At 73.4% G+C, this 24388-nt stretch carries 20 protein-coding genes; 8 read left to right on the top strand and 12 right to left on the bottom strand.

Annotation, left to right across the window (positions count from 1 at the left end; genetic code table 11):
- Positions 1–19: 19 nt before the first annotated feature.
- From NI26_RS02460 to NI26_RS02450, 3 genes are all read right to left on the bottom strand, one after another.
- Positions 20–895 (bottom strand): L,D-transpeptidase, encoded by an 876-nt coding sequence (locus tag NI26_RS02460; RefSeq protein WP_144411218.1) that lies wholly within the window; start codon positions 893–895, stop codon positions 20–22.
- Between the two features lie 144 nt (positions 896–1039).
- Positions 1040–2839 (bottom strand): phosphatase PAP2 family protein, encoded by a 1800-nt coding sequence (locus NI26_RS02455; RefSeq protein ID WP_081984600.1) that lies wholly within the window; start codon positions 2837–2839, stop codon positions 1040–1042.
- 213 nt (positions 2840–3052) lie between these two features.
- Positions 3053–3934 (bottom strand): CPBP family intramembrane glutamic endopeptidase, encoded by an 882-nt coding sequence (locus NI26_RS02450; protein ID WP_066652040.1) that lies wholly within the window; start codon positions 3932–3934, stop codon positions 3053–3055.
- A gap of 22 nt (positions 3935–3956) precedes the next feature.
- Here NI26_RS02450 and NI26_RS02445 point away from each other — a divergent pair, with 22 nt between their 5' ends.
- The gene (locus NI26_RS02445; RefSeq protein ID WP_066652032.1) at positions 3957–4646 is read left to right on the top strand and encodes a metal-dependent transcriptional regulator; all 690 of its coding nucleotides are present in this window, start codon (positions 3957–3959) and stop codon (positions 4644–4646) included.
- A 571-nt stretch (positions 4647–5217) separates the two neighbouring features.
- Here NI26_RS02445 and NI26_RS02440 read toward each other — a convergent pair.
- Together NI26_RS02440 and NI26_RS02435 are read right to left on the bottom strand one after the other, a co-directional pair.
- Entirely contained in the window at positions 5218–6513 is a 1296-nt protein-coding gene (locus tag NI26_RS02440) for a sodium:proton exchanger (RefSeq protein WP_235426454.1), read from the bottom strand.
- A gap of 349 nt (positions 6514–6862) precedes the next feature.
- Positions 6863–7507 (bottom strand): HEAT repeat domain-containing protein, encoded by a 645-nt coding sequence (locus NI26_RS02435; protein ID WP_066652030.1) that lies wholly within the window; start codon positions 7505–7507, stop codon positions 6863–6865.
- A gap of 91 nt (positions 7508–7598) precedes the next feature.
- Between NI26_RS02435 and NI26_RS02430 the strand changes: the two genes are divergently transcribed.
- Entirely contained in the window at positions 7599–8552 is a 954-nt protein-coding gene (locus NI26_RS02430; RefSeq protein WP_066652028.1) for an aldo/keto reductase, read from the top strand.
- 153 nt (positions 8553–8705) lie between these two features.
- Here NI26_RS02430 and NI26_RS02425 read toward each other — a convergent pair whose 3' ends face one another.
- Positions 8706–11132, bottom strand: coding sequence for a hypothetical protein (locus NI26_RS02425; RefSeq protein WP_066652026.1), 2427 nt, complete (start codon positions 11130–11132; stop codon positions 8706–8708).
- The gene (pyrE, locus tag NI26_RS02420) at positions 11129–11680 is read right to left on the bottom strand and encodes an orotate phosphoribosyltransferase (RefSeq protein WP_066652024.1); all 552 of its coding nucleotides are present in this window, start codon (positions 11678–11680) and stop codon (positions 11129–11131) included. The genes NI26_RS02425 and pyrE overlap by 4 nt, the downstream gene beginning before the upstream one ends.
- A 76-nt stretch (positions 11681–11756) precedes the next feature.
- Here pyrE and NI26_RS02415 point away from each other — a divergent pair, with 76 nt between their 5' ends.
- From NI26_RS02415 to NI26_RS02405, 3 genes are all read left to right on the top strand, one after another.
- Positions 11757–13445: a hypothetical protein gene (locus tag NI26_RS02415; protein ID WP_066652022.1), complete on the top strand. Its 1689-nt coding sequence runs from the start codon at positions 11757–11759 to the stop codon at positions 13443–13445.
- A gap of 93 nt (positions 13446–13538) precedes the next feature.
- On the top strand, positions 13539–14903 hold the full coding sequence (locus NI26_RS17030; protein WP_066652021.1) for a M23 family metallopeptidase: 1365 nt from the start codon (positions 13539–13541) through the stop codon (positions 14901–14903).
- Positions 14904–15121: 218 nt separating this feature from the next.
- Positions 15122–15958 (top strand): exodeoxyribonuclease III, encoded by an 837-nt coding sequence (locus tag NI26_RS02405; RefSeq protein WP_066652020.1) that lies wholly within the window; start codon positions 15122–15124, stop codon positions 15956–15958.
- Positions 15959–16325: 367 nt separating this feature from the next.
- On the opposite strand, the gene NI26_RS02400 is transcribed toward NI26_RS02405, so the two are convergent.
- Positions 16326–17249 carry an AEC family transporter gene (locus NI26_RS02400; protein ID WP_066652019.1) on the bottom strand — a complete coding sequence of 308 codons (924 nt, stop codon included), beginning with the start codon at positions 17247–17249 and terminating at the stop codon, positions 16326–16328.
- A gap of 174 nt (positions 17250–17423) precedes the next feature.
- On the opposite strand from NI26_RS02400, the gene NI26_RS02395 reads away from it, so the two are divergent.
- The gene (locus NI26_RS02395) at positions 17424–18017 is read left to right on the top strand and encodes a nitroreductase family protein (RefSeq protein WP_066652018.1); all 594 of its coding nucleotides are present in this window, start codon (positions 17424–17426) and stop codon (positions 18015–18017) included.
- Positions 18018–18127: 110 nt separating this feature from the next.
- Positions 18128–18886 (top strand): HAD-IIB family hydrolase, encoded by a 759-nt coding sequence (locus NI26_RS02390; protein ID WP_066652016.1) that lies wholly within the window; start codon positions 18128–18130, stop codon positions 18884–18886.
- Between the two features lie 91 nt (positions 18887–18977).
- On the opposite strand, the gene NI26_RS02385 is transcribed toward NI26_RS02390, so the two are convergent.
- Positions 18978–19601, bottom strand: a complete 624-nt coding sequence (locus NI26_RS02385) for a phosphoribosylanthranilate isomerase (protein ID WP_066652014.1) — start codon at positions 19599–19601, stop codon at positions 18978–18980.
- A 64-nt stretch (positions 19602–19665) separates the two neighbouring features.
- Positions 19666–20718 carry a serine/threonine-protein kinase gene (locus NI26_RS02380; RefSeq protein ID WP_066652012.1) on the bottom strand — a complete coding sequence of 351 codons (1053 nt, stop codon included), beginning with the start codon at positions 20716–20718 and terminating at the stop codon, positions 19666–19668.
- A gap of 200 nt (positions 20719–20918) precedes the next feature.
- Between NI26_RS02380 and NI26_RS02375 the strand changes: the two genes are divergently transcribed.
- Entirely contained in the window at positions 20919–21122 is a 204-nt protein-coding gene (locus NI26_RS02375; protein ID WP_066652010.1) for a DUF2945 domain-containing protein, read from the top strand.
- Positions 21123–21126: 4 nt separating this feature from the next.
- Here NI26_RS02375 and NI26_RS02370 read toward each other — a convergent pair whose 3' ends face one another.
- Positions 21127–21900 (bottom strand): DedA family protein, encoded by a 774-nt coding sequence (locus NI26_RS02370; protein ID WP_081984594.1) that lies wholly within the window; start codon positions 21898–21900, stop codon positions 21127–21129.
- A gap of 332 nt (positions 21901–22232) precedes the next feature.
- The gene (locus NI26_RS02365; RefSeq protein WP_066652008.1) at positions 22233–24362 is read right to left on the bottom strand and encodes a PTS fructose transporter subunit IIABC; all 2130 of its coding nucleotides are present in this window, start codon (positions 24360–24362) and stop codon (positions 22233–22235) included.
- Positions 24363–24388: the final 26 nt, after the last annotated feature.

Below are 24388 nucleotides of genomic sequence, written 5' to 3'. Positions count from 1 at the left end.
GTACCCGGCGGTGCCCGTGCTACTCCACCGTCACGAGCGTCCCGAGCGGCAGGGCGTCGAGCGCCGCGACCCCCTCCGCGGAGAGTCGCACGCACCCGTGGGACACCGCCCCCGAGGCCGCCGCGTTCCAGTGCAGGCCGATGAGCCCGCCGTCCGACCCGCCGTACGGTTCGTCGGCTGCGCTCGAGTGCAGCGACGTCAGCTGGATCGCCTGGTCGCCCGTCCCTTGCGAGGGGTCGACGTACCGCTGCTCCAGGTACCCCGTCACGCCGGTCGGCGTCGGGGTGTCGGAGGTGCCCACGCCCGCGGGGAAGCTCCGGGTGACCCGTCCGGACGAGGACTCGATGGACACGGTCTGGTCGGCCGTCGAGATGACCACGTGCGACGTCGGTGTGACCTGCTGCACGAGTGCCGTCCGCGGCACCCACGCGGCCGTCTGCGCGGCCGCGTGTCCGTCGGCCGCCGAGGGCAGCTCCCGACGCGCCGGCGTGAGGACGAGCTCCCAGTCCCCCTCGTGCCGCAGTCCCACGACCGTCGTGGGCTGGCCGAGGAAGTCGGTGGCCGCGAAGCGCGCGACAGGGTGCTGCCGATCGGACCCGAAGAGCGGTGCGTCGGTGCGGAGGTGGAAGACCTCGGCGGACGACACCGTCCGGTCGACGGGCAGCAGGCCGTCGACCACGGCCGAGTAGCGCGCTTCGGGCAGCGCGGCGAGCGCCGCTGCGGCGACGTCGGGGACGCTCGGTACCGTGCGCGCCGTGGCCGTGGGGGTGCGGTCCGCCGCGGCGGGGACGGCGTCGCCGCCGGTCGCGCCGGTCAGCACCGGGACGGCGATCGCGGCGGCGGCGACCACGACGGCGGCGATGCCGACGGTGGTCCAGGTCTTGGGGTACGGCACGGGGGCCTCCGGTGGTGCGAGGGGGGGTGAGCGGTCAGGGGCGGCGGACGGGAGGCGCGGGGCGGGGCGGTCCCGCGCCTCCCGTCGGGTGGGTGCGGACGGGAGGCACGTGACGGTCCGGTTGCGCGCCTCCCGTCCGGTGGGTCAGCCGCTGACGACCGGCAGGTGCACGCCGGCGGGGACGGTCCCGGTGGCGCCGGTGCCGCCCGCCGTGCCCGCGCCGCCGGTCGAGCCGCCCGCGTTCGACGCCGCGGTCACGGTGATCGCGAGCGGCGTCACGAGCACCGAGGCGCCCGACGCGTCGGCGAGGTCGAGCGTGTGCGCGCCGACCGGAGCGTCCGCGGGGATCACGACCGAGCCGGTCGCGGTGCCGTCCGTACCGACCGTGAGCGTGCCGACCGTGACCGGGTCGGACCGCAGGACGACCTGCAGGGTGGCGCCGGCGGGGAGTCCGGTGCCGGCGAGGGCGATCGTCTTCCCGGCCTGCACGGAGGTGCCCTCGGGGGCGCTCAGCACGCCGGAGACGACGCGGGCCTGCCCACCGGTCGCGACGACCGTCGCGGTGCCGTCCGCGCCGACGGCGACGGTCGCGCTCGTCGCGGCTGCGAGGTCGAGCCGCTCCCACGAGCCGTTCGCGGAGCCGGACTGGTCGAGGGGGTGGCCCGAGGCGATCTCGGTCTGCGCGAGCACCTGCGTGCGCTGCGCGTCGGTCAGGGTCGGGAAGGTCGACAGGAGCAGGTTCGACGCGCCGGTGGGGACCGACGGGGCGAGACCCGCGGTGCCGGTCTGCGCGAAGCCGTAGGTCATGCGCTCGCGGTAGACCTGCACGGCCGAGGCCCGGTCGGTGACGACCTGCGCGGTGCCGCCGGGCATCGCCTGGCCGCCGTAGGGGTCGTCGGTGTAGGGCCGCTCCGCGGCGATGCAGTTCGCGAGGGTGTCGCCGCACTTCGCCTCGAGGTACGCCGTGAGCTCGGCGCGGGCCGGCTCGAGGACCTCGGTGCGGTACTGCGTGTCGGACCAGCGGGCGGCGAGGGCGGCCTCGCCGTCGATGCGTCCTCCCGTGATGTCGAGCGGGTAGTGGACGCCGAGGACGATGCGGTCGTTGCCGGCCTCGGACGTGCGGGCGAGGATCTCCGGCGCGAGTTCGGGCACGAGCGTGGCGAGGGTGATGCCCGCCTGGTACGCCGTGGTGGTGTGCCCGGACGGGTACGAGCCGCCGGTGCAGATGCCCTTCTGGCCGTAGCCGGCGTCGAGCACGACGTCGTTCGGCGAGAACTCGTGCGTGGTGTCGGTCGTGGCCGGCACCCGCGTGATCGTGAGGTTGCCCTTCGCGTCCGCCCAGGCCGTGCCGGTGCGGTTCGCGGCGAGCGACGACGCGTTCACGGTCGCCGGGTTGCAGCTGGCCGTGTCGTCACCGGCGGGCAGCGTCGCCGCGGTGTCGGTCGGCAGGTACGGCCGCGGGTAGCTGTAGTGGGCCTTCGCGTCGCCGGTGCCGACGTAGGCGCCGCTCGTACCGTTCGACGAGTTGACGAGCGCGTTGACGAGCGGCAGGTCGCCGTCGTTGCGCCCCTGCACGAACAGCTTGCTCAGCGTCTCGCCGAGCCCCTGCGACACGGTGAAGGACTGGTCGTAGGCGGTGTTCGTCGCGTTGTCGTACTCGGCGTCCTGCAGCGCCCGGAACTGTTGCGCCGTCGTCGCGTGCTGGTTGATCCACGACGTCAGCTGGTCGTTCTTCGCCAGCGTCGCCGGGTCGTCCACGGTGCCGTGCAGGTCGTTCTTCCCGCTCGACGTCCAGTACTGGTCGTACCCGCTGAGCAGCGACACCAGGTCGGGCTCGGTGGAGTCGCTCGGGTACGTCGCGGCCTGCGCGGCGAGCGGTGACCCGAGCACGAGTGCGGTCGCGACGGTGGCGACGGTCACGCCGCGGACGGTGGATCTGCGCATGTGGTGGTGGTCGCCCGGGGGCGACGCCCCTTCCTGTTGTACCGGTGTGGGAACAGGGTGAACCTAGGGACGGGTGGTTGCCGGGCGGCGAACGGTCCCCCACCCGGGGGTGAACCGGGCCGCAGGCTGTGCGCATTCGCAGCCCGTCGCCCTCGCGGACGAGTCGGCCCGGCGGCACCCGCCGGGCCCGGCACCTGAGCGCGGGCGGTCGGGTCAGACGGCGGACGGGAGGCGCGGCTCGTCCCCCTGCACCGCGGGCGCCCCCACGGGCGGCACCGACCGCCACCGGCGCAGCAGGCGGTGGCCCCGGTCGTCCCGCCATGCGACCAGGCCGCCGGCGACCACCCCGAGGGCGAGCACCGCGAACGCGAACAGTCCGAGGAGCCCGACGGGCACCATCCGCACGAGGTCCTGCGTCGGCACGGTGGCCGACACCGCGATCGACCCGAAGTCCCAGAAGGCGTGCAGCAGCACGGGAGCGAGCAGGTTCCCGGTGAGCCGGCGGGCGAGGTAGAGCGTCGAGCCGAACGACGCCGCGAAGACGACCTGCACGACGGTCGCACCGACCTCCGCGCCGGCGAGGACGTTGAGGAAGTGCAGCAGCCCGAACAGCACGCACGACGCGATCCACACGCCGAACTCGGGCAGCCGCCGCCGGAGCCCGACGAGCAGCACGCCGCGGGTGAGCAGCTCCTCGAACACCCCCACGAAGAGGACCCCGACGGCGAGCAGCAGGAAGTACCGCACCGGCTGGGCGCCCCACTCGACGAGCGGGAGCCGGGCGACGCACACGGCTGCGATCAACGCCGGGGCCGTGAGCGTCCACCGGAGTGCCGTCCGACGACGGTCGGCGGTCGCGATCGGCCACCAGCCCAGCGCGGTGACGTAGACGCAGAGCACGAGCACCGCGATGCCCTCCGGCACCACGAGTGCCCCGAGGACGCCCTCGACGGTCTGCCCGAGCGTGCTGTAGTCGTCGCTCGGCCGCGAGCGCCAGGCGCTGACGGCCGCGAAGGCGACGAGCGGCGCGAGGCCGAGCAGGAGCGACGGGGGCACCGGCCAGCGACGGCGTCGGGCGGGTGCGGTGGTGGTCACCCGCCGTTTGTACCATTGACGCATGCGCCTGCCCTCCCTGTCCGTCATGGCGGAGGACTACGTGAAGCTCGTGTGGAAGTCGACCGAGCGCGGCGGCGAGGGGCTCGCGACGCGGGACATCGCGGCGGCCCTCGGGGTCTCGGCGTCGACGGTGTCGGGGAACCTCCGCAAGCTCGACCGCGACGGCCTCATCGAGCACACCCCCTACTACGGCGTCGTGCTCACCCCGCTCGGGCAGCAGGTCGCCGTGGCGATGGTCCGTCGCCACCGGCTCATCGAGACGTACCTGGTGCAGCGGCTCGGCTACTCGTGGGACGAGGTCCACACCGAGGCCGAGGCGCTCGAGCACGCGGTGTCCGAGACGTTCCTCGAGCGGGTCGACGCCGACCTCGGCCACCCGACGCACGACCCGCACGGTGACCCGATCCCGGCGACGGACGGGTCAGTCCCGTCGTCGGCGGGCACGCTGCTCGGCTCGGTCGAACCCGGAGCCTGCGGGGTCGTGGACCGGGTGTCCGACGACGACCCGGCCCTGCTCCGGTACTTCGACGAGCTCGGGGTCGCACTGGGCACGCACCTGCGCGTCGAGCGGGTCCGCGACTACGCGGGTGTGATCGCCGTCAGCCGGCGGGCTCCCGACGGCGAGGAGTCCCTCGTCGACCTGCCGGCCGCCGCCGCCTCGGCCATCTGGCTCGCCCCCGACGCCGACTGACGCCAGCCCGCCGCCCGCTCGCCGAGCGGGCACTTCCTGTCACACTCGGCGGCTCCTGCCGACGGATCCTGCCCGCCCGACGGGACGCGCGCGGCACGTCCTGCCCGTTCGATGCGGCTGGCGCCCACGAACGGACGGGAGGCCCGGTGCCAGCCCGCCCCGAGCCTCCCATCCCACGATTCCCGTCGCACGACATGCCGCTCACCTCCGCCGCCGACGGCACGTCATGCGACCGGAACCGCCGCCGACGGCAGGTCATGCGACCGGAACCGCCGCCGACGGCACGTCGTGCGACCTGAACCGTCGCCGACGGCAGGTCGTGCGACCGGAACCGCCGGCGCGCCCATTGGACGGGAGGCCCGATGCCAGCCCTCCCCGAGCCTCCCGTCCCACGATTCCCGTCGCACGACATGCCGCTCACCTCCGCCGCCGACGGCACGTCGTGCGACCGGAACGGCCGCCGACGGCACGTCGTGCGACCTGAACGGCCGCCGACGGCAGGTCGTACGACCGGAACCGACCGCAGCCGCCGCGCCCGCGGCCGCGGCCGCGGGCGGAGCCGCGCCGCCGCCTACGCGGCCGGAGCGCCGGCGGCGCCGGCCCGCCGGAACGGGGCCCGCAACGTCGGCACGATGTCCTTCCGGTTGATCCACAGCACCACGAGCGCCGCGACCACGTGCACCCCGCTCAGCACCCACCGCCCGCTCGTGTCCGTCACCACGAACTGCACCGCGAACAGCGCCACGAGCGCGATCGCCGACCACCGGTGGAAGCGCAGCGCGATGATGATCGCCACGCCCAGCACGGTCTGCGACGCGGTGAGCACGAACTCCTCGACCTGCCGACCGTCGAGCGGCAGCCCGCCCGTCGTCCCGCCACCGAGCACGTGGGCGATCGGCAGCGACCCGACGAGCAGCGACCACTGGTTGACCTTCGACGCGATGAGCGTCCCGATCGCCGCGCCGCCCATCCCGCGCAGGGCGAAGAGCGCTGCGACGATGAACTCGGGCGCCTCGGTCGCGAGCGGCGCGAGCCACTGCACGAGGAAGTAGCTGTCGATGCCGAGCGCGCTCCCCGACTCGACGAGTGCGTCCGCGAACGGCTCCGCCGACGACAGGATGACGGCGGCGGCCACGAGGAACAGCGCGACGATCGTCCAGCGGCGCGCACGCTGCGGCATCGAGGCGATGTTCCCCGCCATCCCGACCATCTCCTCGTCGCCGCCGTCGTCCGGCGCCTGCGACGCCCGCCACAGGTACGCGACGAAGGCGGCGAGCAGCACGAACCCGAACCACAGCGGGATCGAGCCCATCAGCGGGATGAGGAACGCGACGACCGCCAGGAGCGCCAGGAAGCCGATGTCCAGCCGCGAGGACTGCTGCAGCTGCAGCACCGTCGTCGCCGACCGGGGCAGGGTGCCGGCGCGGACGTACCGGCGGGCGACGAGCAGCGAGATCACCACGACGAGGGGCCAGCCGAACCCGAGCAGCAGCCGGTTCGAGCCGGTCATGTTCGCGGCGGCGAACTGCTCGTACGACGGGTCGTACCCGGAGCGGAACGCGTAGTACAGGTCGACGGCGTACTCGGGCAGCACGGCGATGAGCGCGAGGATCGCGATGGCGAGCGCCCCGGAGATGTCCTTCTGCGCGGCCTCGGCGGCCCAGGCGAGCAGGAACGAGGCGGCGACCACCGCACCGCCGAAGACCAGCAGGTCGACGACGGGGTTCGGGGCGGAGCCCGTGACGCGGAAGACCACGGCGGGCAGGGCGATCACGATGCAGATCGCGATGCGCCCCCAAGCGCTGCGTCCCATGCGGGCGGGCGGTGCGTCGGCATCGACGACGCGGACGGGTGAGGTGTCGATCACGGGGTGGTCCCTTGGTCGGGCCGCACCGATCGCGCAGGGGTGGGGAGCGCTTCGGCACGGCAGAACGGCCGAAGGTCTCGCTCGCCCGCCGGGTGGGACCGGCAGGTGGTGCACCGGGCCGATCGTCGTGATGGCCAGTGTGTCGATGCACGCGCTGGGAGCTACTCCCCTTCGCCGTCCACCTTGGCGCGCTCCGATCCGCGTGCGCAAGCCGATCGGGCCTGTTCGTCGACCCGAATCCGGGTCTTCCGCGGCCCGTCCCGGAACGGCGGGACGCGCTCGTGGCGCACCGCGCGTCGGACGGGAGGCCCGTGGCGGCGCAGCCACGGGCCTCCCGTCCGTCAGGTGGTCACCCGGAGGCGCGTTTGCCGCGTCCGAGCGCCATCTCGCGACGGGCGCGTTCGAGCGCGAGCGCCGATCCGGCGTCCGGGTCGGCGAGCAGTCGTCCGGTCTCGTCGACGTGCGCGCACACGGCCTCGCCGCGACGTTCGGACGCGTCTGCCAGGACGGGGGCGACGACGTCCTCGCCGAGCGAGACCAGCGCACGGCTCAGCGCGAGTCGGGTCTCCCGGTCACCCTGACCGAGTTCGCGGGCGAGGCGTCGGGCGAGGGCGGGACCCTCCTCGGCCGGAGCGAGCAGGACGGCCGCGCGCCAGGCCGTCCGACGCACACCGGGGTCGTCGTCGCCGAGCCGGTCGGCCACCTCGGGGTACACCGACCCGTCGCGGATCTTCGACAGGGTGTGGAGCGCCTGGGAGCGCGCCTGCGCCTCCGGACGGTGCAGCTCGTGCGTCAGCCGGGGCACGACGGTCTCCGCCGGCAGCCTGACGAGCGCCCACGTCAGGGCCTCGCGCACCTGCAGGTCCGGCTCGACGGCACAGCGTTCGACGAGCACCTCGAGGTCGGACGGCCTCGCCTCGGTGCCGGCGGCCATCACGGCACGGAGTCGGACGGACGAGCGGGGGTCGGTGAGGTCGTCGGCGAGGGTGGTCATCCCCTCATGCAACACCGGGTACCCGCTGGTCACGTGCACGGAGCCGGGGCATAGCGTGGACGGGACCCGTACCGCACCGGAAGGACTCCCCATGCCCCGCATCGGAACCAGTGACCTGCACGTGTTCCCCCTCGCCCTCGGCGGCAACGTCTTCGGCTGGACCGCCGACGAGCAGACCTCGCACCGGGTGCTCGACGCGTACACCTCGGCCGGCGGCGACTTCGTCGACACCGCGGACGTGTACTCCGCGTGGGCGCCGGGCAACGAGGGCGGCGAGTCGGAGCGCGTCATCGGCTCGTGGCTCCGCGCCTCCGGGAAGCGCGACGACGTCGTGGTCGCGACGAAGGTCTCGCAGCACCCGCAGTACAGCGGCCTGTCCGCGTCGAACGTCGCTGCGGCTGCCCGCGCGAGCCTCGAGCGGCTGGGCACCGACCGGATCGACCTGTACTACGCGCACTTCGACGACCAGGACACCCCGCTCGAGGAGACCGTCCGCGCGTTCGACCAGCTCGTGCAGGAGGGCCTCGTCCGGTACACCGCGATCTCGAACTACTCGCGTCCGCGTGCCGAGGAGTGGATCCGCATCGCGAAGGAGAACGGGCTGGCGCTGCCCGTCGCGATCCAGCCGCACTACAACCTCGTCACCCGTGAGCCCTACGAGTCGGACATCGCCCCGCTCGCCGCGTCCGAGGGCCTGGGGGTCGTGCCCTACTTCGCGCTCGCCGCCGGGTTCCTGACCGGGAAGTACCGCACGAAGGACGACTTCGCCGGCAAGGACCGCGAGGGGCAGGTGTCGGGTTACTTCTCGGACGAGGGACTGGCCGTGGTCGACGCGCTCTCCCGCATCGCCGAGGCGCACGAGGCCGAGATCGCATCGGTCGCCCTCGCGTGGCTGCAGGCCCAGCCGGACGTCGTCGCGCCGATCGCGAGCGCGCGGAACACCGAGCAGCTGCCGGCGCTCCTGGCGTCCGCGGACCTCGAGCTGGGCGCCGAGGAGCTCCGCACCCTGGACGAGGCGTCCGCGCGGGTCCCCGCCGCATCCTGACGGCGCCGCCCGCCCCGCCCCCGCGCTCCCGCGCTCCCGCGCCCGCGGTCCTGCGGCCCGGCTACCCCCGCGGAACGCAACGTCGGCGGTTGCTCGCAGCGGTACAACGCTGCGAGCAACCGCCGAGGTTGCGTCTGGCGGAGAGGGGGCGGGTCAGGTGCCGCTCGGGGCGAGCGAGCCGGTCAACGGCTGGCCGCTCGAGCGCGTCGCGAAGCACGAGATGAAGGTGTTGCCGCGGTCCCAGGTCTCCTGGTCGGGCGCGTAGGTGCCCTGCACCTGCACGTCGCCGTACCGCGCCGCCGCCGCGGTGTCGACTGCCTGGGCGGTCTGGCACACCTGAGCCGCCTGCGCCGCCAGGTCGTCCGGCCCCGGCCACGCTCCGGCCTCGACCTGGATCCGGGCGGTCAGCTGCCCGGCGTGCGCTGCTGCGCAGTCGACCACCGTGAAGGACTGCGCCCAGGCGTCGGTGAACGGCGACAGGCACTCACCGCCGGCGAGCTCGTTCCAGGCGTGCTCACCCGGGGCGGCCTGGGTGGTCGCGAACTGCAGCGGCGGTGCGGGGGCCGCGGCGGCCTCGGTTGACTGCTCGTCCGAGGGCTCGTCCGAGGGAGCGGCCGACGCAGCGGCGGACGACGCGCTCGCCGCGGGAGCGCTCTCCTCGCTGATGGAGTTCCCGAGGATCCAGCGGGTGAGCCCGAAGACCGCCACCAGCAGCACCACGATGAGCACGACGGCTCCGATCACGAGCAACTGCTTGCCGCGCTTGCCCTCGCCCGCGAGCCGCCCGAAGCCCTCGTTGATGAAGTTGTCCCGTCCGCCACCGTCGCCGGGAGCCGTGCTCCCCGAGGCCGTGCGGTCGGGAGCCGTCCCAGGGGTTGCTGCGCGTGCACCGGGCGTCCCGTCACGACCGGGAGCGCCGGCCGGAGCGGCGACCGCGGGCATCATGCGCGTCCCCGAGTCCTCGGGGTCGTACCCGGTGTCGCCGAGCTGCCCGACCGCAGCCGTGCCGAACAGGTCCTTGATGACGCTCGTGTCGCTCGTCTCGCGGCCGTCCCACTCGTCCTGGTCGAGGTCGTCCGGTGCAGCGGCGGGCAGGCGCTCGACGGGGTGCTCGTCGTACCGCTCGTCGTGAACGTCGTCCTCGTCGCGGCGGTCGCGGCGGTCGCTGCGGGCGTCGCGATCGCCGGCCAGCCCCCGGAGGTCCTGGCCGACGGACGGCGGGAGGTGCGCCGGGTACGCAGCGGTGGCGTCCGACGACGCCGGTTCGATCAGCGGCGGCGCCGCGGTCGGCGGCACGGTGGCGTCGGGCTCCGCCCACCAGGGGGTCGCCGCTGCAGCGACGGGCATCGGCGCGTCCGCAGCGGAGTCGTCACGTCCGACACCGCCCACGGCCGGCACCGCCGTCGTCCGTGCATCGTCGTCGCGGTGTTCGCGGTCGCCCCGGTCGTCGTCCTGCACCGCCGGCAGCGCCGTCGTCCGTGCCACGTCGTCGTCCTTCGCATCCGCCGGGGCCGACGTCGGCACCGGAGCGGGTACCGGCAGCGGTGCCGGCACCGGCGCCGCGAGCAGCCCGCTCGGGAGCCCACCGGCAGGCGTGTCGACCTCGCCCGCGACCACGTCGTCGTCCGCCTCGTCCGCGAGCGACCACGACCCAGCCCCGAGTGCCGTGGTGTCGAACCGGCCGGTCGTCAGCGTCGTCGGGACCTCGCCGGTCTCGTCGTCCCGGATCGCCCAGTCGAACGGCCGTTCCGTCGCGCCGGCCGAGGCAGCGTCACCCGCTCCCTGCAGGCGCAGCAGCTCGGTGAAGCTCGGCGGCTCGTTCGTGGGTGCCGGCGCGGGCGGCAGGACGTTCTCGACCCCGAGCGGCTGCGCGACCGGCCCGGTCGGCGTCGGCGCGGGCGTTCCCGGCTGCGACCCGGTGACCCGCCCGAGCCAGTCGACGTCGCTGCGCCCCTGGCCGAACGGGTCGGCACGTCGTCGCTCGTCGTCGACGGCGCGGTTCTCGGCAGCGCGCTCGTCCCGGTGGCGCATCGCGGTCGGCAGCGAGATCGAGGACGGGTGCGAGACCGTGCTCGTCGGCGGCACCGGCGCAGCGGGCGGGATGCGGTCCCCGAGCGTCTCGCGCTCGTGCTCGACCGTCGCCTGCGGGTTCTCCGACGGCTCGCGGAGCTCGTCGCCCATGTGGATCGCCTGGGTCGCTCCGGCATCCTCGTCGGACTCGGATCCGGACCCAGCCCCGGACGTGGACCCCGGGCCGGACCCGGCCTCACGGTCGCCGACGGGCGGTGCCGGCACGACCGGTGCGGGCGCGACCGGTGCGGGGTCGACGGCCTCCGGCTCGAACGGCTCCGGCAGTGGCGCGCCGGTCTCACGAGCAGCCCGCTCCGCCTCGCGCCGCTCGCGGCGCGAGGGCCACTCGTCGGCACCACGCGGCGCACCGAAGATGTCGGCGGCACTGCGGAGACCGCGGAACGGAGCGTCCGAGCCGGACGCGCGCAGGGCCTCCCGGTCGTCCGCCCCGTCTGCCGGGCCGGACGGACGGTCGGGATCGCGCGCGTCGTCCGGACGCTCCCCGGTCACGCGCTCAGCCCCAGGTCGGCCAGTCCGATCGCGGCGAAGTAGGGGTAGCCGGCCGCCTCGATCCGCTCCTTCGCGCCGGTGTCGCGGTCGACGACGACGGCCACTGCGGCGATGATCGCGCCCTCGCGCTCGAGCGCCTCGGCGGCCTTGAGCGGCGAGCCGCCCGTCGTGGAGGTGTCCTCGAGCACGACGACGCGCTTGCCGCGGACGTCCGGACCCTCGACCTGGCGGCCGCGGCCGTGGTCCTTCGGCTCCTTGCGCACGACGAACGCGTCGTAGGAGAGTCCGCGCGCCGCGGCCTGGTGCAGCACGGCACTCGCGATCGGGTCGGCGCCCATGGTGAGGCCACCAACGGCGTCGACGTCCGGCACCTGCTGCAGCAGGTCCGTCATCACCTGGCCGATGAGCGGAGCGACCCGGTGGTCGAGGCTCACCTTGCGCAGGTCGATGTAGTACGACGCCTGCTTGCCGCTGGTGAGCGTGAAGTCGCCGTGGAACACCGCGTCTGCGGAGATGTGCTGGATCAGCTGGTCGCGCGTGTCGGTCACAGCCCACAAGGGTAGTCGCTCGGCCCCGGAACGCCATCGCCAGGCGGCGTCACGGCTCGCTCGGTACGCTCCGCTCATGTCACCCGTCGCGCCCGGCCCGTCCGGCCGCGCTGCGGTCCCGGAGCCGGTCGCGATCGCTCCGGCGGGTCCGCCGTCGCGCCGCCGGTGGGTCGCGTCCGGCCAGGAGGCACTGGGCGCCGCCGTCGCGCTCGCCCTGGCCGTCATCGCCCTCGGCCACGTCCTGGTCACCGAGCGGGTCGCCCTGCTCTGGTACGACGGCGACTCCGTCCTGCTGCCGCTCGTCGAACGGTCGATCCGGCTCGGGCAGCCGTTCGAGTGGGCGATGTCACCGGCCCTGTTCTTCTTCCCCGAGCTGCCCGTCTACCTGCTCTGCTCCCTCGTCACCGCGACCCCGCAGCAGGCGCTGGCGCTGAACGGCGTGCTCGTGCTGCTCGCCGTGTACGCGCTGGTGCGGGCGGCGGCGAACGAGCTCATGCCGGCCGCACGCCGGTCGGCCAGGATCGCGGTGTCCGCCGTCGCGCTCGGGTTCGTGACCGCGATCGTGCTCACGGAGTACACGGCAACTGCGACCTCGCTCGAACTCGGATCACTCCTCCTGACGACGACCTACTACTACGGCGCTGTGCTCGCCATGCTCGGCACCGCGGTCCTGGTGCTCCGCGCGGTCCGGACCGGCCGCGCCTCCGTCGTCGTCCTCGTCGTGACCGGCCTCGTCGCCGCGTGCACCACGGCGTCGAACCCGTTGTACGTCCCGTGGTCGGCGGCGCCCGTCGTCGTGACCCTCGTGCTGCTCTCGCTCGCGCGACGCGTCCCCTGGCGTCCGACCGGGTGGATGTCGGCCGTCCTCGTCGCCGGTTCCGTCGTCGGGTACCTGCTCCGGATCCCGCTCGCCCCGTTCGTGTCGCTCGACCCGTCGACCTACGTGCACCCGGAGCAGGCGGGCCGGACGCTCGCCTTCTTCGCGGCGCTGACCGACGACCGCGCCGGGTCGGCCCGTGGCGACGCCGAGCTGCTGCTGCTCTTCGCGGGCGTGGTGCTGGCCGTCGGCGGCACGGTCTGGGCCTGGCGGGTGCGGACCGCGCGGACCGTGCTCGTCGCGACCGTGCTGCCGCTCGTGACGGTCGTGGCGGTGTCCGTCGGGGTGGTCGTCGCCGGGTCGGAGACACCGCGGTACCTCGAGCCGATCGTGACCGCACCGCTCCTGGCGCTCGTCGCCGTCGCCGAGCTCGTGCGCTCCGCCGTCCGTCGGACCCGGGTGCACCGGCCGCGCCGCGGCGTGCAGCTCGCCGCGGCGATCGCCGCGGCGGTGGTCCTGCTGGGTGGGGCGGCCGTCGCCCCGACCACGGTCAGCACCGTCGCGACGGCCCGGTACGCGCCGGCGGACTGCCTGGACCGCTGGGCGGACGGACGGCAGGTCACCGGCGTCGGGCAGTTCTGGACCGTCCGGCCCCTGGCGGCGTACGCGTCCGACGACGTCGAGCTCCTGCAGGTCCGGGACACGTTCGAGACCTACCCGTGGCTCGTCGACCTCGGTGCCTACCGGGATGCCAGACCGACCTTCGTGGTGATCGGTGCCAACGACGTCTGGACGACCGCGGTCGAGGACTCGCTCGGGGCGCCGGCGACCATCACGCACTGCACAGGGTTCGACGTCTACGACTACGCGGGCACGGTCGGGGCGGCCGTCCTGCAGCGCGACGTGGTCGGCAGCGCGGACGCCATCCGTCGCGAGCGGGGCTTCTGACGCGCGGTCGCGGCGCGTGATGCCGTCGGGAGTTCTCCACAGGCGGCGCGGCGGCGTGTCGCGCGGGCTGTACGGATGTATAGGCTCGACCCCGTGACTCGTCCCACAAGCCACCGCGTCCCGCGCCCCGCCCTCCGTCTCCGCATCGCCGCCACCGGCCTGGCCCTCGCCGGCCTGCTCGCGACGGTGCTCGTCGACGCGCCGAGCGCGAGCGCCGCGAAGTACCCCTCGTGGGACGAGGTCATGGCGGCCCGGGGGCAGGAGTCCGCGAAGCAGGAGCAGATCACGAAGATCCGCGGGGTCATCTCCGGGCTGTCGGACCAGGTGCAGGAAGCCGAGGCCGAGGCGAAGCGCCTCGGTGACGACTTCTTCGACGCGCAGAGCGAAGCGCAGGAAGCCGCGGCCACCGAGCAGAAGCTCCGTGCCGAGGCCGACGAGCACGCCGAGATCGCCGAGCGCAGCGCGTCGCAGGCGGGGCAGTTCGCGGCGCAGATGGCGCGGCACGGTGGCGCCGACGTGACGGCGTCGGTCCTGGCCGAGGGCGAGGACGCCCGCGACCTGCTGTACGACCTCGGCGCCCTGAGCAAGCTGTCGGAGCAGGCCGAGCGGGTCGAGGCAGCGGCGAGCGCCGACGCCTCGGTCGCCCGGTCGCTGACCGCGCAGGCCGACCGCGCGTCGAAGGCGCTCGACGAGCTCGCGGCCGAGGCCGAGCGCAAGATGCAGGCGGCCCAGGCAGCCGCCGACAAGGTCCAGGCCGCGTACGACGAGCAGCAGGAGAACAAGGCGCGGCTCGACGCCCAGCTCGCGACCCTGACCTCGGGGCGTGTGCGCACCGAGGCCGAGTTCGCCGAGGGTGAGAAGGTCCGCAAGGCGGCTGAGGAGAAGGCCCGGCAGGAGGCCGAGGCCGCACGGCAGCGCGAAGCCCAGCGGCTGGCCGACGCACAGGCGGCGGCAGCGAACCGCGGTGGCGGTGGCGGTGGCGGCGGCGGTGCGCCCGCTCCGGCTGCCGGCGGTGGCGGCGGGGGCGGCGGGGTCGGTTCCGGCTCCGGCACCGGCTGGGTGCGCCCCGGCGGTGGCTACGTCATCAGCCCGTACGGGTACCGCGTGCACCCGATCACCGGTCGCGTCACGAAGCATGACGGACTCGACCTGACGAGCGGCTGCTCGACGGCGATCGTCGCGGCCTCGTCCGGCACGGTCGAGTACGTCGGCTGGTACGGCGGGTACGGCAACTACGTCCGCATCAACCACGGCGGCGGTGTCTCGACCGCGTACGGCCACATCGTGAACGGTGGCTTCCGGGTCTCCCCCGGCCAGCGGGTCTCGGCGGGGCAGCTCATCGCCCTGGTCGGCTCGACGGGCAACTCGACCGGCTGCCACCTGCACTACGAGGTCCACATCAACGGCGCCACGATCGACCCGGCTCCGTTCATGGCGGCGCGGGGAGTCCGCCTCTAGTCCGGAGCGCACGGCGGGCGGCGCTCGTCACGCCGGCGCTGCACGGCGGGCGGCGCGCGTCACGCCGCGACTCCGACATCGCACCTGTCGATCGACGGGTGCGATGTCGCACACCCGGCCAGAATCGTCGGGCCAGCGGCGTCGGGCCGGACGCGCCGGGTGTCAGCTCCTGGTCCGGCGCGAGCGGCGTGCCAGCCGTCACCGGTAGGTTCGATCCCATGCGCGTGGCGACCTGGAACGTGAACTCCGTCCGCACCCGAGTGGGCCGGATCGTCGACTGGCTGGTGCGCGAGGACGTCGACGTCCTCGGCATGCAGGAGATCAAGTGCAAGCCGGAGCAGTTCCCGGTCGAGGCGTTCGAGGCGGCCGGCTACCAGGTCGAGGCGCACGGGCTGAACCAGTGGAACGGCGTCGCGTTCGCCAGTCGCCTGCCGATGGAGGACGTCACCCGCGACTTCCCCGGTCAGCCCGGCTTCCTCAAGGGCCACGAGGGGCCGGACCTGCCGGTCGAAGCACGGGCGATGGGCGTCACCGTCGACGGTGTCCGGCTGTGGAGCCTCTACGTCCCGAACGGCCGGGAGCTCGGTGACCCGCACTACACGTACAAGCTCGACTGGCTCGCACAGCTGGCCGACCGCACGACCGAGTGGCTCGACGCCGAACCGGACACCCCGCTCGCGCTGATGGGCGACTGGAACGTCGCGCCGCTCGACCAGGACGTCTGGGACCTCCGGGTGTTCGAGGGCGCCACGCACGTCAGCGAGCCGGAGCGTGCGGCGTTCCGCGAGTTCGAGACCCGCGGGCTGCAGGACGTCGTCCGCCCCCTCGTGCCAGAGGGCTACACCTACTGGGACTACAAGTCGCTCCGCTTCCCCCGCAACGAGGGCATGCGCATCGACTTCGTGCTCGGGTCGCAGGCGTTCGCGGACGTCACCGTCGGCGCCACGATCCACCGCGACGAGCGCAAGGGTGACGCCCCGAGCGACCACGTCCCGGTGTCGGTCGACCTCGACCTGGAGACCTCGCTCGACGACGATCGTCCGATGATCTTCTGACGCCGGCCCGGTCCCGGCCGACAGCCGGCGCCGCGCCCGCGGTCGCGGAGCGCGCCCGCCGCTGACGTCCCCGAGCGCGCCCGCCGCTGACGTCCCCGAGCGCGCCCGTCCCTGTCGTCCCCGAGCGCGCTCGAGGCCACCCTGAGTGCGCTCGGACCACCGCGAGCGTGCACGACGTGCCGCGCGCTGGTCACCGACCGGGCTCGATCGGTCGCCCGAACCCGCTGACCGTGACAGAGATGGCCCGGTCAGCACCGGTAGGCGCCGGCAGGGCGAGCCCCGGCAGGGCACCGATCGGCACAGGCAGGCACCGGCAGGCACCGGCAGGTTCGGCAGACCCCGGCATCCCGCGGTCGGCGCGCCCGCGCTAGGGGTGCAGGAGCGCGGCGATGACGACCAGGACCGGGACGGCGCCGATCGTCGAGACGAGCACCACGTCGCGCGCCACCGGGACGGCCGCCTGGTAGCGCTGGGCGTAGTTGAACACGTTCTGGGCCGCCGGCAGCGCCCCCAGGGTGGTGAGGACGAAGACGTCCTGGTCGTCGAGCCCGAAGACGAACCGGGCGACGACGTACGCCACCGCCGGCATGACGAGCAGCTTGAGCGCCGAGGCCACGAGCACGTCCGGTCGTGTGGCACGGTCACGCAGCGGGGTCGCGCCGTGCAGGCTCATGCCGAACGACAGCAGCACCACGGGCACCGCAGCAGCACCGACCAACGAGAACGGTTCGAGCACGGGCGCCGGCAGCTCGAGGCGGAGCGCGGAGCACACGAGCCCGACGAGCGAGGCGATGATGATCGGGTTCCGGAAGGGTCCGACGACCCGGGACCGCCAGCCGCCACCGCCCGCCGTCGCCGCGTCGAGGACCGTCAGGGCGAGCGGGGCCAGCACGACGAGCTGCAGCAGGATGACCGGGACGACCGCGGTTGCCTGGCCGAGGACGTACACCGCGACCGGCAGACCGATGTTGTTCGCGTTCACGTAGCCGGACGCCAGGGCCCCGACCGTGGTCGTGGCGACGGACCGCCGGAGCACCAGGCGGAACACCGCGACGGCGACGAGCCCGACCGTGACGGCGCTGACCAGCGACACCCAGAGCATCGGGGAGAGCAAGGACTCGATGTGCGCCGTGGCGATGGTGTGGAAGAGCAGGCACGGCATGAGCACGAAGAACGCCAGACGGCTCATCACGAACTGCGCGTGCGGGCCGAGCAGGCGGACGCGCCCGACCACGTAGCCGGCGGCGATGATCGCGCCGATGATCGCGAACCCCGTCAACACGCCACCCATCGCACCCATCCTCGCAGCCCGACGGCACGGACGGCGACCAGGACGGCAACACGTGCGGCCGGCCGAGCACACGTGGCACAGCGGGCACGACCGCGGCCGGCCGCGACCGACCGGCGCACATGTGACGTCACTCAGCCGGGAAATGCGTTCGCATCGAATACGGTTGCAGGCACCATGACCTCGACGCCCGACACGCTCTCCCGTTCGACCGACTCCAGCCAGCCCCTCGTGCCGCTGCTCGAGGAGCGCTGGAGCCCGCGCTCCTACGACGACACCGCGACGATGACCGACGCCCAGCTCGACGCCGTCCTCGAGGCCGCTCGCTGGGCCGCGTCCGCGATGAACCACCAGCCGCGCCGCTTCGTCGCCGGCCGTCGCGGCACGGACACGTTCGCGAAGATCAACGACAACCTGCTCGGCTTCAACGCCGCGTGGGCCTTCCGTGCCAGTGCCCTGGTGGTCGGCATCCTCGAGACCACGACCGAGGACGGCGACGAGCGCCCCTTCGCACAGTACGACCTCGGCCAGTCCCTCACCGCGCTGACCGTCCAGGCGCACGCCGAGGGCCTCCACGTGCACCAGATGGCCGGCATCGATGCCGAGGGCCTCCGCGCCGCCTTCGACCTGCCCGAGCGCTTCCTCCCCTACACCGTGACCGCGATCGGCACCGTGGCGGACCCGTCGCAGCTCGACGAGAAGGCCGCCGAGCGCGAGGTCGCTCCGCGCACCCGCCTGCCCCTCGACGAGGTCGTCCTCGTCAAGGAGTAGGGACGACGCGCAGCAGCGCACGGTGCCGCGCATCGCTCCACGACGACGCGCGGCACCGCACCACGACGGCCGGGACCCCGTTGCCCACCGGGCCTGACAGAATCGGTGTCATGACCACGCCCCGCCTCGTCGCCTTCGACCTCGACGACACCCTCGCGCCGTCGAAGTCCCCGCTCGACCCGCGCATGCTCGAGACGTTCGCCGCGCTGCTCGCCACCGTGCCCGTCGCGGTGATCTCGGGCGGCAACTTCCAGCAGTTCGAGCAGCAGCTCGTGCATCCGCTCCGCGAGCGCGAGGGCCTCGTGCTCGACGACCTGCACCTGCTCCCGACGTGCGGCACGGCGTACTACCGCTGGTCCGGGTCGGACTGGGCCCTGCAGTACGCCGAGGACCTGACGGACGACGAGAAGGCCCGTGCCCTCGCGGCCGTCGAGTCGCAGGCGAAGGCCGCTGGCTACTGGGAGTCGGAGACCTGGGGCGAGATCCTCGAGGACCGCGGCTCGCAGATCACCTTCTCGGCGCTCGGCCAGTCCGCTCCGGTGGACGTCAAGAAGCGCTGGGACCCGACCGGCGAGAAGAAGGACCACCTGCGTCGACTCGTCCAGGCCGAGCTCCCGGACCTCGAGGTCCGCTCCGGCGGGTCGACCAGCGTCGACATCACCCGGAAGGGCATCGACAAGGCGTACGGCATGCGTCGCCTCGCCGAGCTGACGGGCATCCCGCTCGACGACATGCTGTTCGTCGGCGACCGCCTCGACCCCGAGGGCAACGACTACCCGGTGAAGGCGCTCGGCGTGCCCTGCCATGCGGTGGAGGGCTGGGAGGACACCGACGCGTTCCTCACGGAACTGATCCCCACCCTGCGCTGACGCGCACACGGACGGACGGGAGGACCGGTGCCAGCTGGCACCGGGCCTCCCGTCCGTCCCGTGGTGGCGTCAGGCGCGACGTCGCCCGCGGTCAGGGGATGCTGCGGACCGCCTCGACGAAGGAGCGGATCTTCGCGGCGTCCTTGACGCCGCGCTCCGACTCGACGCCGCTCGAGACGTCGACGCCGTCCGGGTCGAGCGCCTGCACGGCGGCGACGACGTTCGCGGGCGTCAGACCGCCCGCGAGGATCCAGGCCTCGTCGACCCGATCGGCGAGCGTCGCCGGGTCGACCAGCGTGCCGCTGCCGGGCACCGCGGCGTCGAGCAGCAGCAGGTCGTGGTCGAACGCCGCGCGCTGCTCGGCGGTCTCGCGCAGGTAGTCGTCGGCGGACACCGCGCGGATGGTGAAGAAGCCCGCGTCGCGGGCACGGGCGAAGTCGCTGGCCGACTCGCGGCCGTGCAGCTGCAGGGTGGTGAGCCCGACCTCGGACGCGATGCCCACGACCTCGTCGATCGGCTGGTCACGGAAGACCCCGACGGCGTCGATGCCGTCGGGCACCCGCTCGACGAGTTCCTTGGCCAGGTCGGCCGTCACGGTGCGGGGGCTGCCGGCGGCGAACACGAACCCGACCGCGTCCGCACCGGCGTCCACAGCGGCGTCCACGGTCTCGGGCGTCGACAGGCCGCAGATCTTGATCCAGCGCTGGTCGGTCATGGTCCCATCCTGCCAGGGCCGACCGTCGGACGATGCCCTCGGGCTGCGCTGTGGACGAACCCGTTCAGTGCAGCGTGCCCGCGACGTACGCAGCCGCACACGCGGCGAGCACACCGAACGTGGCGAACGAGCCGACGAGCACGTTCCGGCGACGCCAGCGGCGCACTGCCGTGAAGGTCCCGCGCTTCGCGTGCTTGTGCGCCGCGCGGTGCAGCTTGTGGTCACGCTTGTGCTTCGTGCGGTCCGGCCCGAGCGGCACGGGACCGGTGATCTGCGTCGACCCGCCGCGCAACGCGTTCGCGACGGCCACGGCCGTCGGGCGCTTCGCCGGGTCGCGGTGCGTCATCTTGGCGAGCAGGTCCTTCCACTCGACACCCACTTCCGCGGGGACCTGCGGGTCGTTCCGGAGCCGCGCGAGGGCCGCCTCGATGAGGGTGCCGGAGTACTCCTGCTTGCCGGTCAGCGACTCGAGCAGCACCAGGCCGAGCGAGTACACGTCGGTCGCGAAGCCGATCGGCTCACCGGCCACCTGTTCCGGGCTGAGGTACGCGGCGGTGCCGATGATCGTGCCGTCGTTCGTCAGGCGGGAGCCGTCGACGAAGTGGGCGACGCCGAAGTCGGTGAGCTTGACCGAGCGGACGAAGCCGGATGCGCCCTCGTCGTTGATGAGGATGTTCGCCGGCTTGACGTCACGGTGCACGATGCCGCGCGAGTGCACGTAGGCCAGGGCGTCGGCGAGCTGTGCGCCGAGGTCGGCGACCTCGTAGTTGTGCAGCGCACCGCCGGCGAGCCGACGGAGCAGCGTCGTGTCGGCGATGAGCTCCATCACGATGAAGCGGTGCGGACCGTCCTCGAACTCGTGGGTCCCGGCGTCGTAGAGCGGGACGAGGCCCGGGTGCGAGAGCATGCTGAGCAGGCGGATCTCGCGCTCCTGGCGGACGCGGTCGGCCGTGGTCATCGAGTCCGGTGTCGCGAACAGCTTCACGGCGACGAGCCGGTAGGTGTGCTCGTCGCGGGCCTCGTACACGGACCCCATGCCACCGGTACCGATGAGCTTGACGAGCCGGTAGCGGCCGGAGAGGACCGTGTCGGCTCGTGCGCTGTCGACCAGGGTCATGGTGCACGTCGTTCCGTCTGGAGCCATCGGGGACCGCGGCCCACGCCGCGAACTGACTCGCCGTCAACGGTACGCGTCCCACCTCGATCCCGCAGGGGCGTTACGACATCGTGATGGGGGACAGATGCCCGTGGATCCGCGGATCTGCGGGGGTACGGTCCGGAGTCACGGAACCACACCCACTACGCAAGGAGGACATCGTGGCGCTGTCGAAGGGCGACGAGGTGCACTGGAACACCTCGCAGGGCAAGACGACCGGCAAGCTCGTCGAGAAGAAGACGAAGAACTTCACGTTCGACGGTCAGGACTTCAAGCCGACGGACGACGACCCGTACTGGATCATCGAGTCGGAGAAGTCCGGCAACAAGGCCGCCCACAAGGAGTCGGCACTCACGAAGAAGTGACCGGTCAGTCGTTCGCGGGCGTCGCACGGCGGCGTCCGCGGGCGGCTCCGGTCGTCGCGCCGTCCTGCGCCGCCGCACGCTGCTCGGCCCGCTCGGCACGGACGCGGCGGATGCGCCGGACCACGAACGTCACGACGACGACCGCGATCGCCACGTAGAGCACGCGGTCGATCCACTCGGTGTACTGCTCGACCTTGTCGTACTGCGTGCCGAACGCGGCACCGAGCAGCACGAGCGCGCTGTTCCAGATGCCGCTGGCGATGATCGTGAAGACCGAGAACGGCACGAGGTGCATCCGGTCGGCGCCGGCGGGCAGCGAGATCAGGCTGCGGACGATCGGCACGAAGCGGCCGAAGAAGACCGCGCTCTTGCCGTGCCGGTGGAACCAGTCGGCGGCCTTGCGGAAGTCGTCCTCGTCGACGAGCGGCAGTCGTCCCAGCAGCCGGACGGTCCGTTCGAACCCGATCACCGCGCCGAGCCAGTAGAGCACGAGTGCACCGAGGTACGACCCGAGCGTCGCCAGCACCAGGACGAGGACGAGGTTCATCTGCCCGGCTCCCGCCAGGAACCCCGCGAGGGGCAGGATCACCTCGGACGGGATCGGCGGGAACACCGTCTCGACGAAGAGCATCAGTGCGACGCCCCACTCCCCCAGCGCGTCGATGAGCTGGAGCACGAAGCCCGACAGCCCACCGAGGTCCTCGGTGCCCTCCGGCCGCGAGCCCGCGGCGGTGGTCGTCGCGGGCAGGGTCGGCGGCAGCGTGAGGGCGGTCGTCATGCCCCGAGTCTCCCTGAGTGTCCTGACAGATCACGGTGCGCTCCTGCTCGCGCACGCGCCGGACGCCGGCGTCTCGCGGAGACGCCGGCGTCTCGCCGTCATCGGTGCCGCTCCCGAGACGCCGGCGTCGGACCGAGACGCCTCGTCCCCGCTGAGACTCCCCCGGATCCCGCGGCGTCTCGGCGGCGGGGCGGCGTCTCGCGGAGACGCCGGCGTCTCGCGGCCCGGCGACGCGACCCGGCACGACCCCGCGGCGCGAGCCGCACGACGACGGACGGGAGGCCCGTGGCGGATCCGCCACGGGCCTCCCGTCCGTCAGGTGGTGACGCCCGCTACACGGCGGCCGGCGCGCGCTGCCCGACCGTCTCGCCGGCCACCGCTGCCTGCTCAGCGGCCACGGAGTCGGCGGCGGGCGACTTGCGCACCCACTTCTTCAGCCCGACCAGGACCAGCGCGGAGACGACCGTGCCCGCCAGGATCGCGACGATGAACATCAGGACGTCGCCGATGGCGAAGAAGACGAAGATGCCACCGTGCGGAGCGCGCGACGTGACGCCGGCACCCATCGAGATCGCACCCGTGACCGCGGCACCGATCATCGAGGCGGGGATGACGCGCAGCGGGTCGGCCGCCGCGAACGGGATCGCCCCCTCGGAGATGAAGGACGCGCCGAGCAGCCAGGCGGCCTTGCCGTTCTCACGCTCCGGCTTGGTGAAGCCCTTGCGGTACAGCACGGTCGAGGCGAGCGCCAGGGCCAGCGGCGGGACCATGCCCGCGGCCATCACGGCCGCCATGATCTCGAACGGCACCACGTTCGTGGCGGTGCCCGCACCGAGGCCGGCGACGGCGAACGCGTAGGCCACCTTGTTGACCGGGCCGCCGAGGTCGAACGCCATCATCAGGCCGAGGATGATGCCGAGCAGGATCGCCGAGGCACCGGAGAGCGAGTTGAGGAACCCGGTCAGCTGGGTCATCAGCCAGGCGATCGGGCCGCCGAGCACGAGGAGCATGAGGCCCGAGGCGATGATCGACGCGAACAGCGGGATGATCACGACCGGCATGAGGCCACGGAGCCAGCGCCAGGTCGGGATGCGGCCGATCCAGTACGCGGCGGCACCGGCGATGAGACCACCGACGAGCCCGCCGAGGAAGCCGGCGTTCATGAACACCGCGATCGACCCGGCGACGAAGCCCGGCGCGATGCCCGGGCGGTCGGCGATGGCGTAGGCGATGTACCCGGCCAGGGCGGCGACGAGGAACCCGAGGGACACCCCGCCGATCTGGAAGGCCGCTGCACCGAGGTAGTAGCCGAGGCCCTCCGGCGGCAGGTTGAGGAGCGTGGAGTTCGTCAGCGTGTAGACGGCGTTGTTCTGGCCGGAGTCGCCGTGCGGGAGCGCGATGGCGTAGCCGGAGAGCAGGAAGCCGAGGGCGATGAGGAGACCGCCGCCCGCGACGAACGGGATCATGTAGCTCACACCGGTGAGCAGCCAGCGCTTCAGCGCCTGCCCGAAGTGCTCGTCGGCCTTGTTCGACTCGGATGCGGTCGCGGCACCGCCCTGGACGCGCGCGGCGTTCGGGTCGTCGGCGGCGCGGATGGCCTCGGCGATCATCGCGTCGGGCTCGTCGACGCCGCGCTTCACCGGCCCGGACACGAGCGGCTTGCCGGCGAAGCGGCTGCGGTCACGGACGTCCACGTCGACCGCGAACACGACGGCGTCGGCGCGGGCGATGAGCGCGGGGTCGAGCGGCTCGACCTGCGAGGAGCCCTGCGTCTCGACGTGCATCTCGGCTCCGGCGCGCTCCGCGGCGGCGACGAGGGCGTCGGCGGCCATGTAGGTGTGCGCGATGCCGGTCGGGCAGGCGGTCACCCCGACGATGACCTTCCGCGCGCCGGTGGCGCCGCCGGCCGCGCCGCCGGCTGCTGCGGCCTGCGCGGGCTGCGACGTGGTCGGACGGGAGGCACTGCTCCCGTTCCCGACACCGGCTGCGGCGACCTCGCCGCCCACTTCACGCTGCACCAGGTCGACGACCTCCTGCGGGGTCGAGGCGGCGCGGAGCGCGGCGGTGAAGTCCTCGCGGATGAGTGCCCGGGCGAGGGTCGACAGGACCGTGAGGTGGTCCTTGTCGGCACCCTCGGGCACGGCGATCATGAAGACGACGTCGGCGTCGCCGTCCGGCGCTCCGAACGGCACCTTCCGGGCGAGCCGCGAGAACGCCAGCGTCGGGCTCGACACCGAGGCCGACCGGGCGTGCGGGATCGCGATGCCGCCGGGCACACCGGTGCCGACGCTCGCCTCGCGCTTGATGGCGTCCTCGGCCAGGGTGGCGCCGTCGGCCGCGCGGCCGGTCGCGGCGACGCGGTCGGCGAGCACGCGGATGACGTCGGACGACGTCGCGCCGAGGTCCTCGTCGAGGCCGACGAGCTCGGCGCTGATGAGGCGCTGCGTCGTGTCTGCGGACATGGGGTTGCTCCTTTGCAGTGGCGCCG

It is taken from the genome of Curtobacterium sp. MR_MD2014 (assembly GCF_000772085.1).
Classification (GTDB): Bacteria; Actinomycetota; Actinomycetes; order Actinomycetales; family Microbacteriaceae; genus Curtobacterium.
The sequence above is the reverse complement of the archived record's forward strand: the minus strand, read 5'-3'. Positions and strand labels throughout refer to the sequence as shown.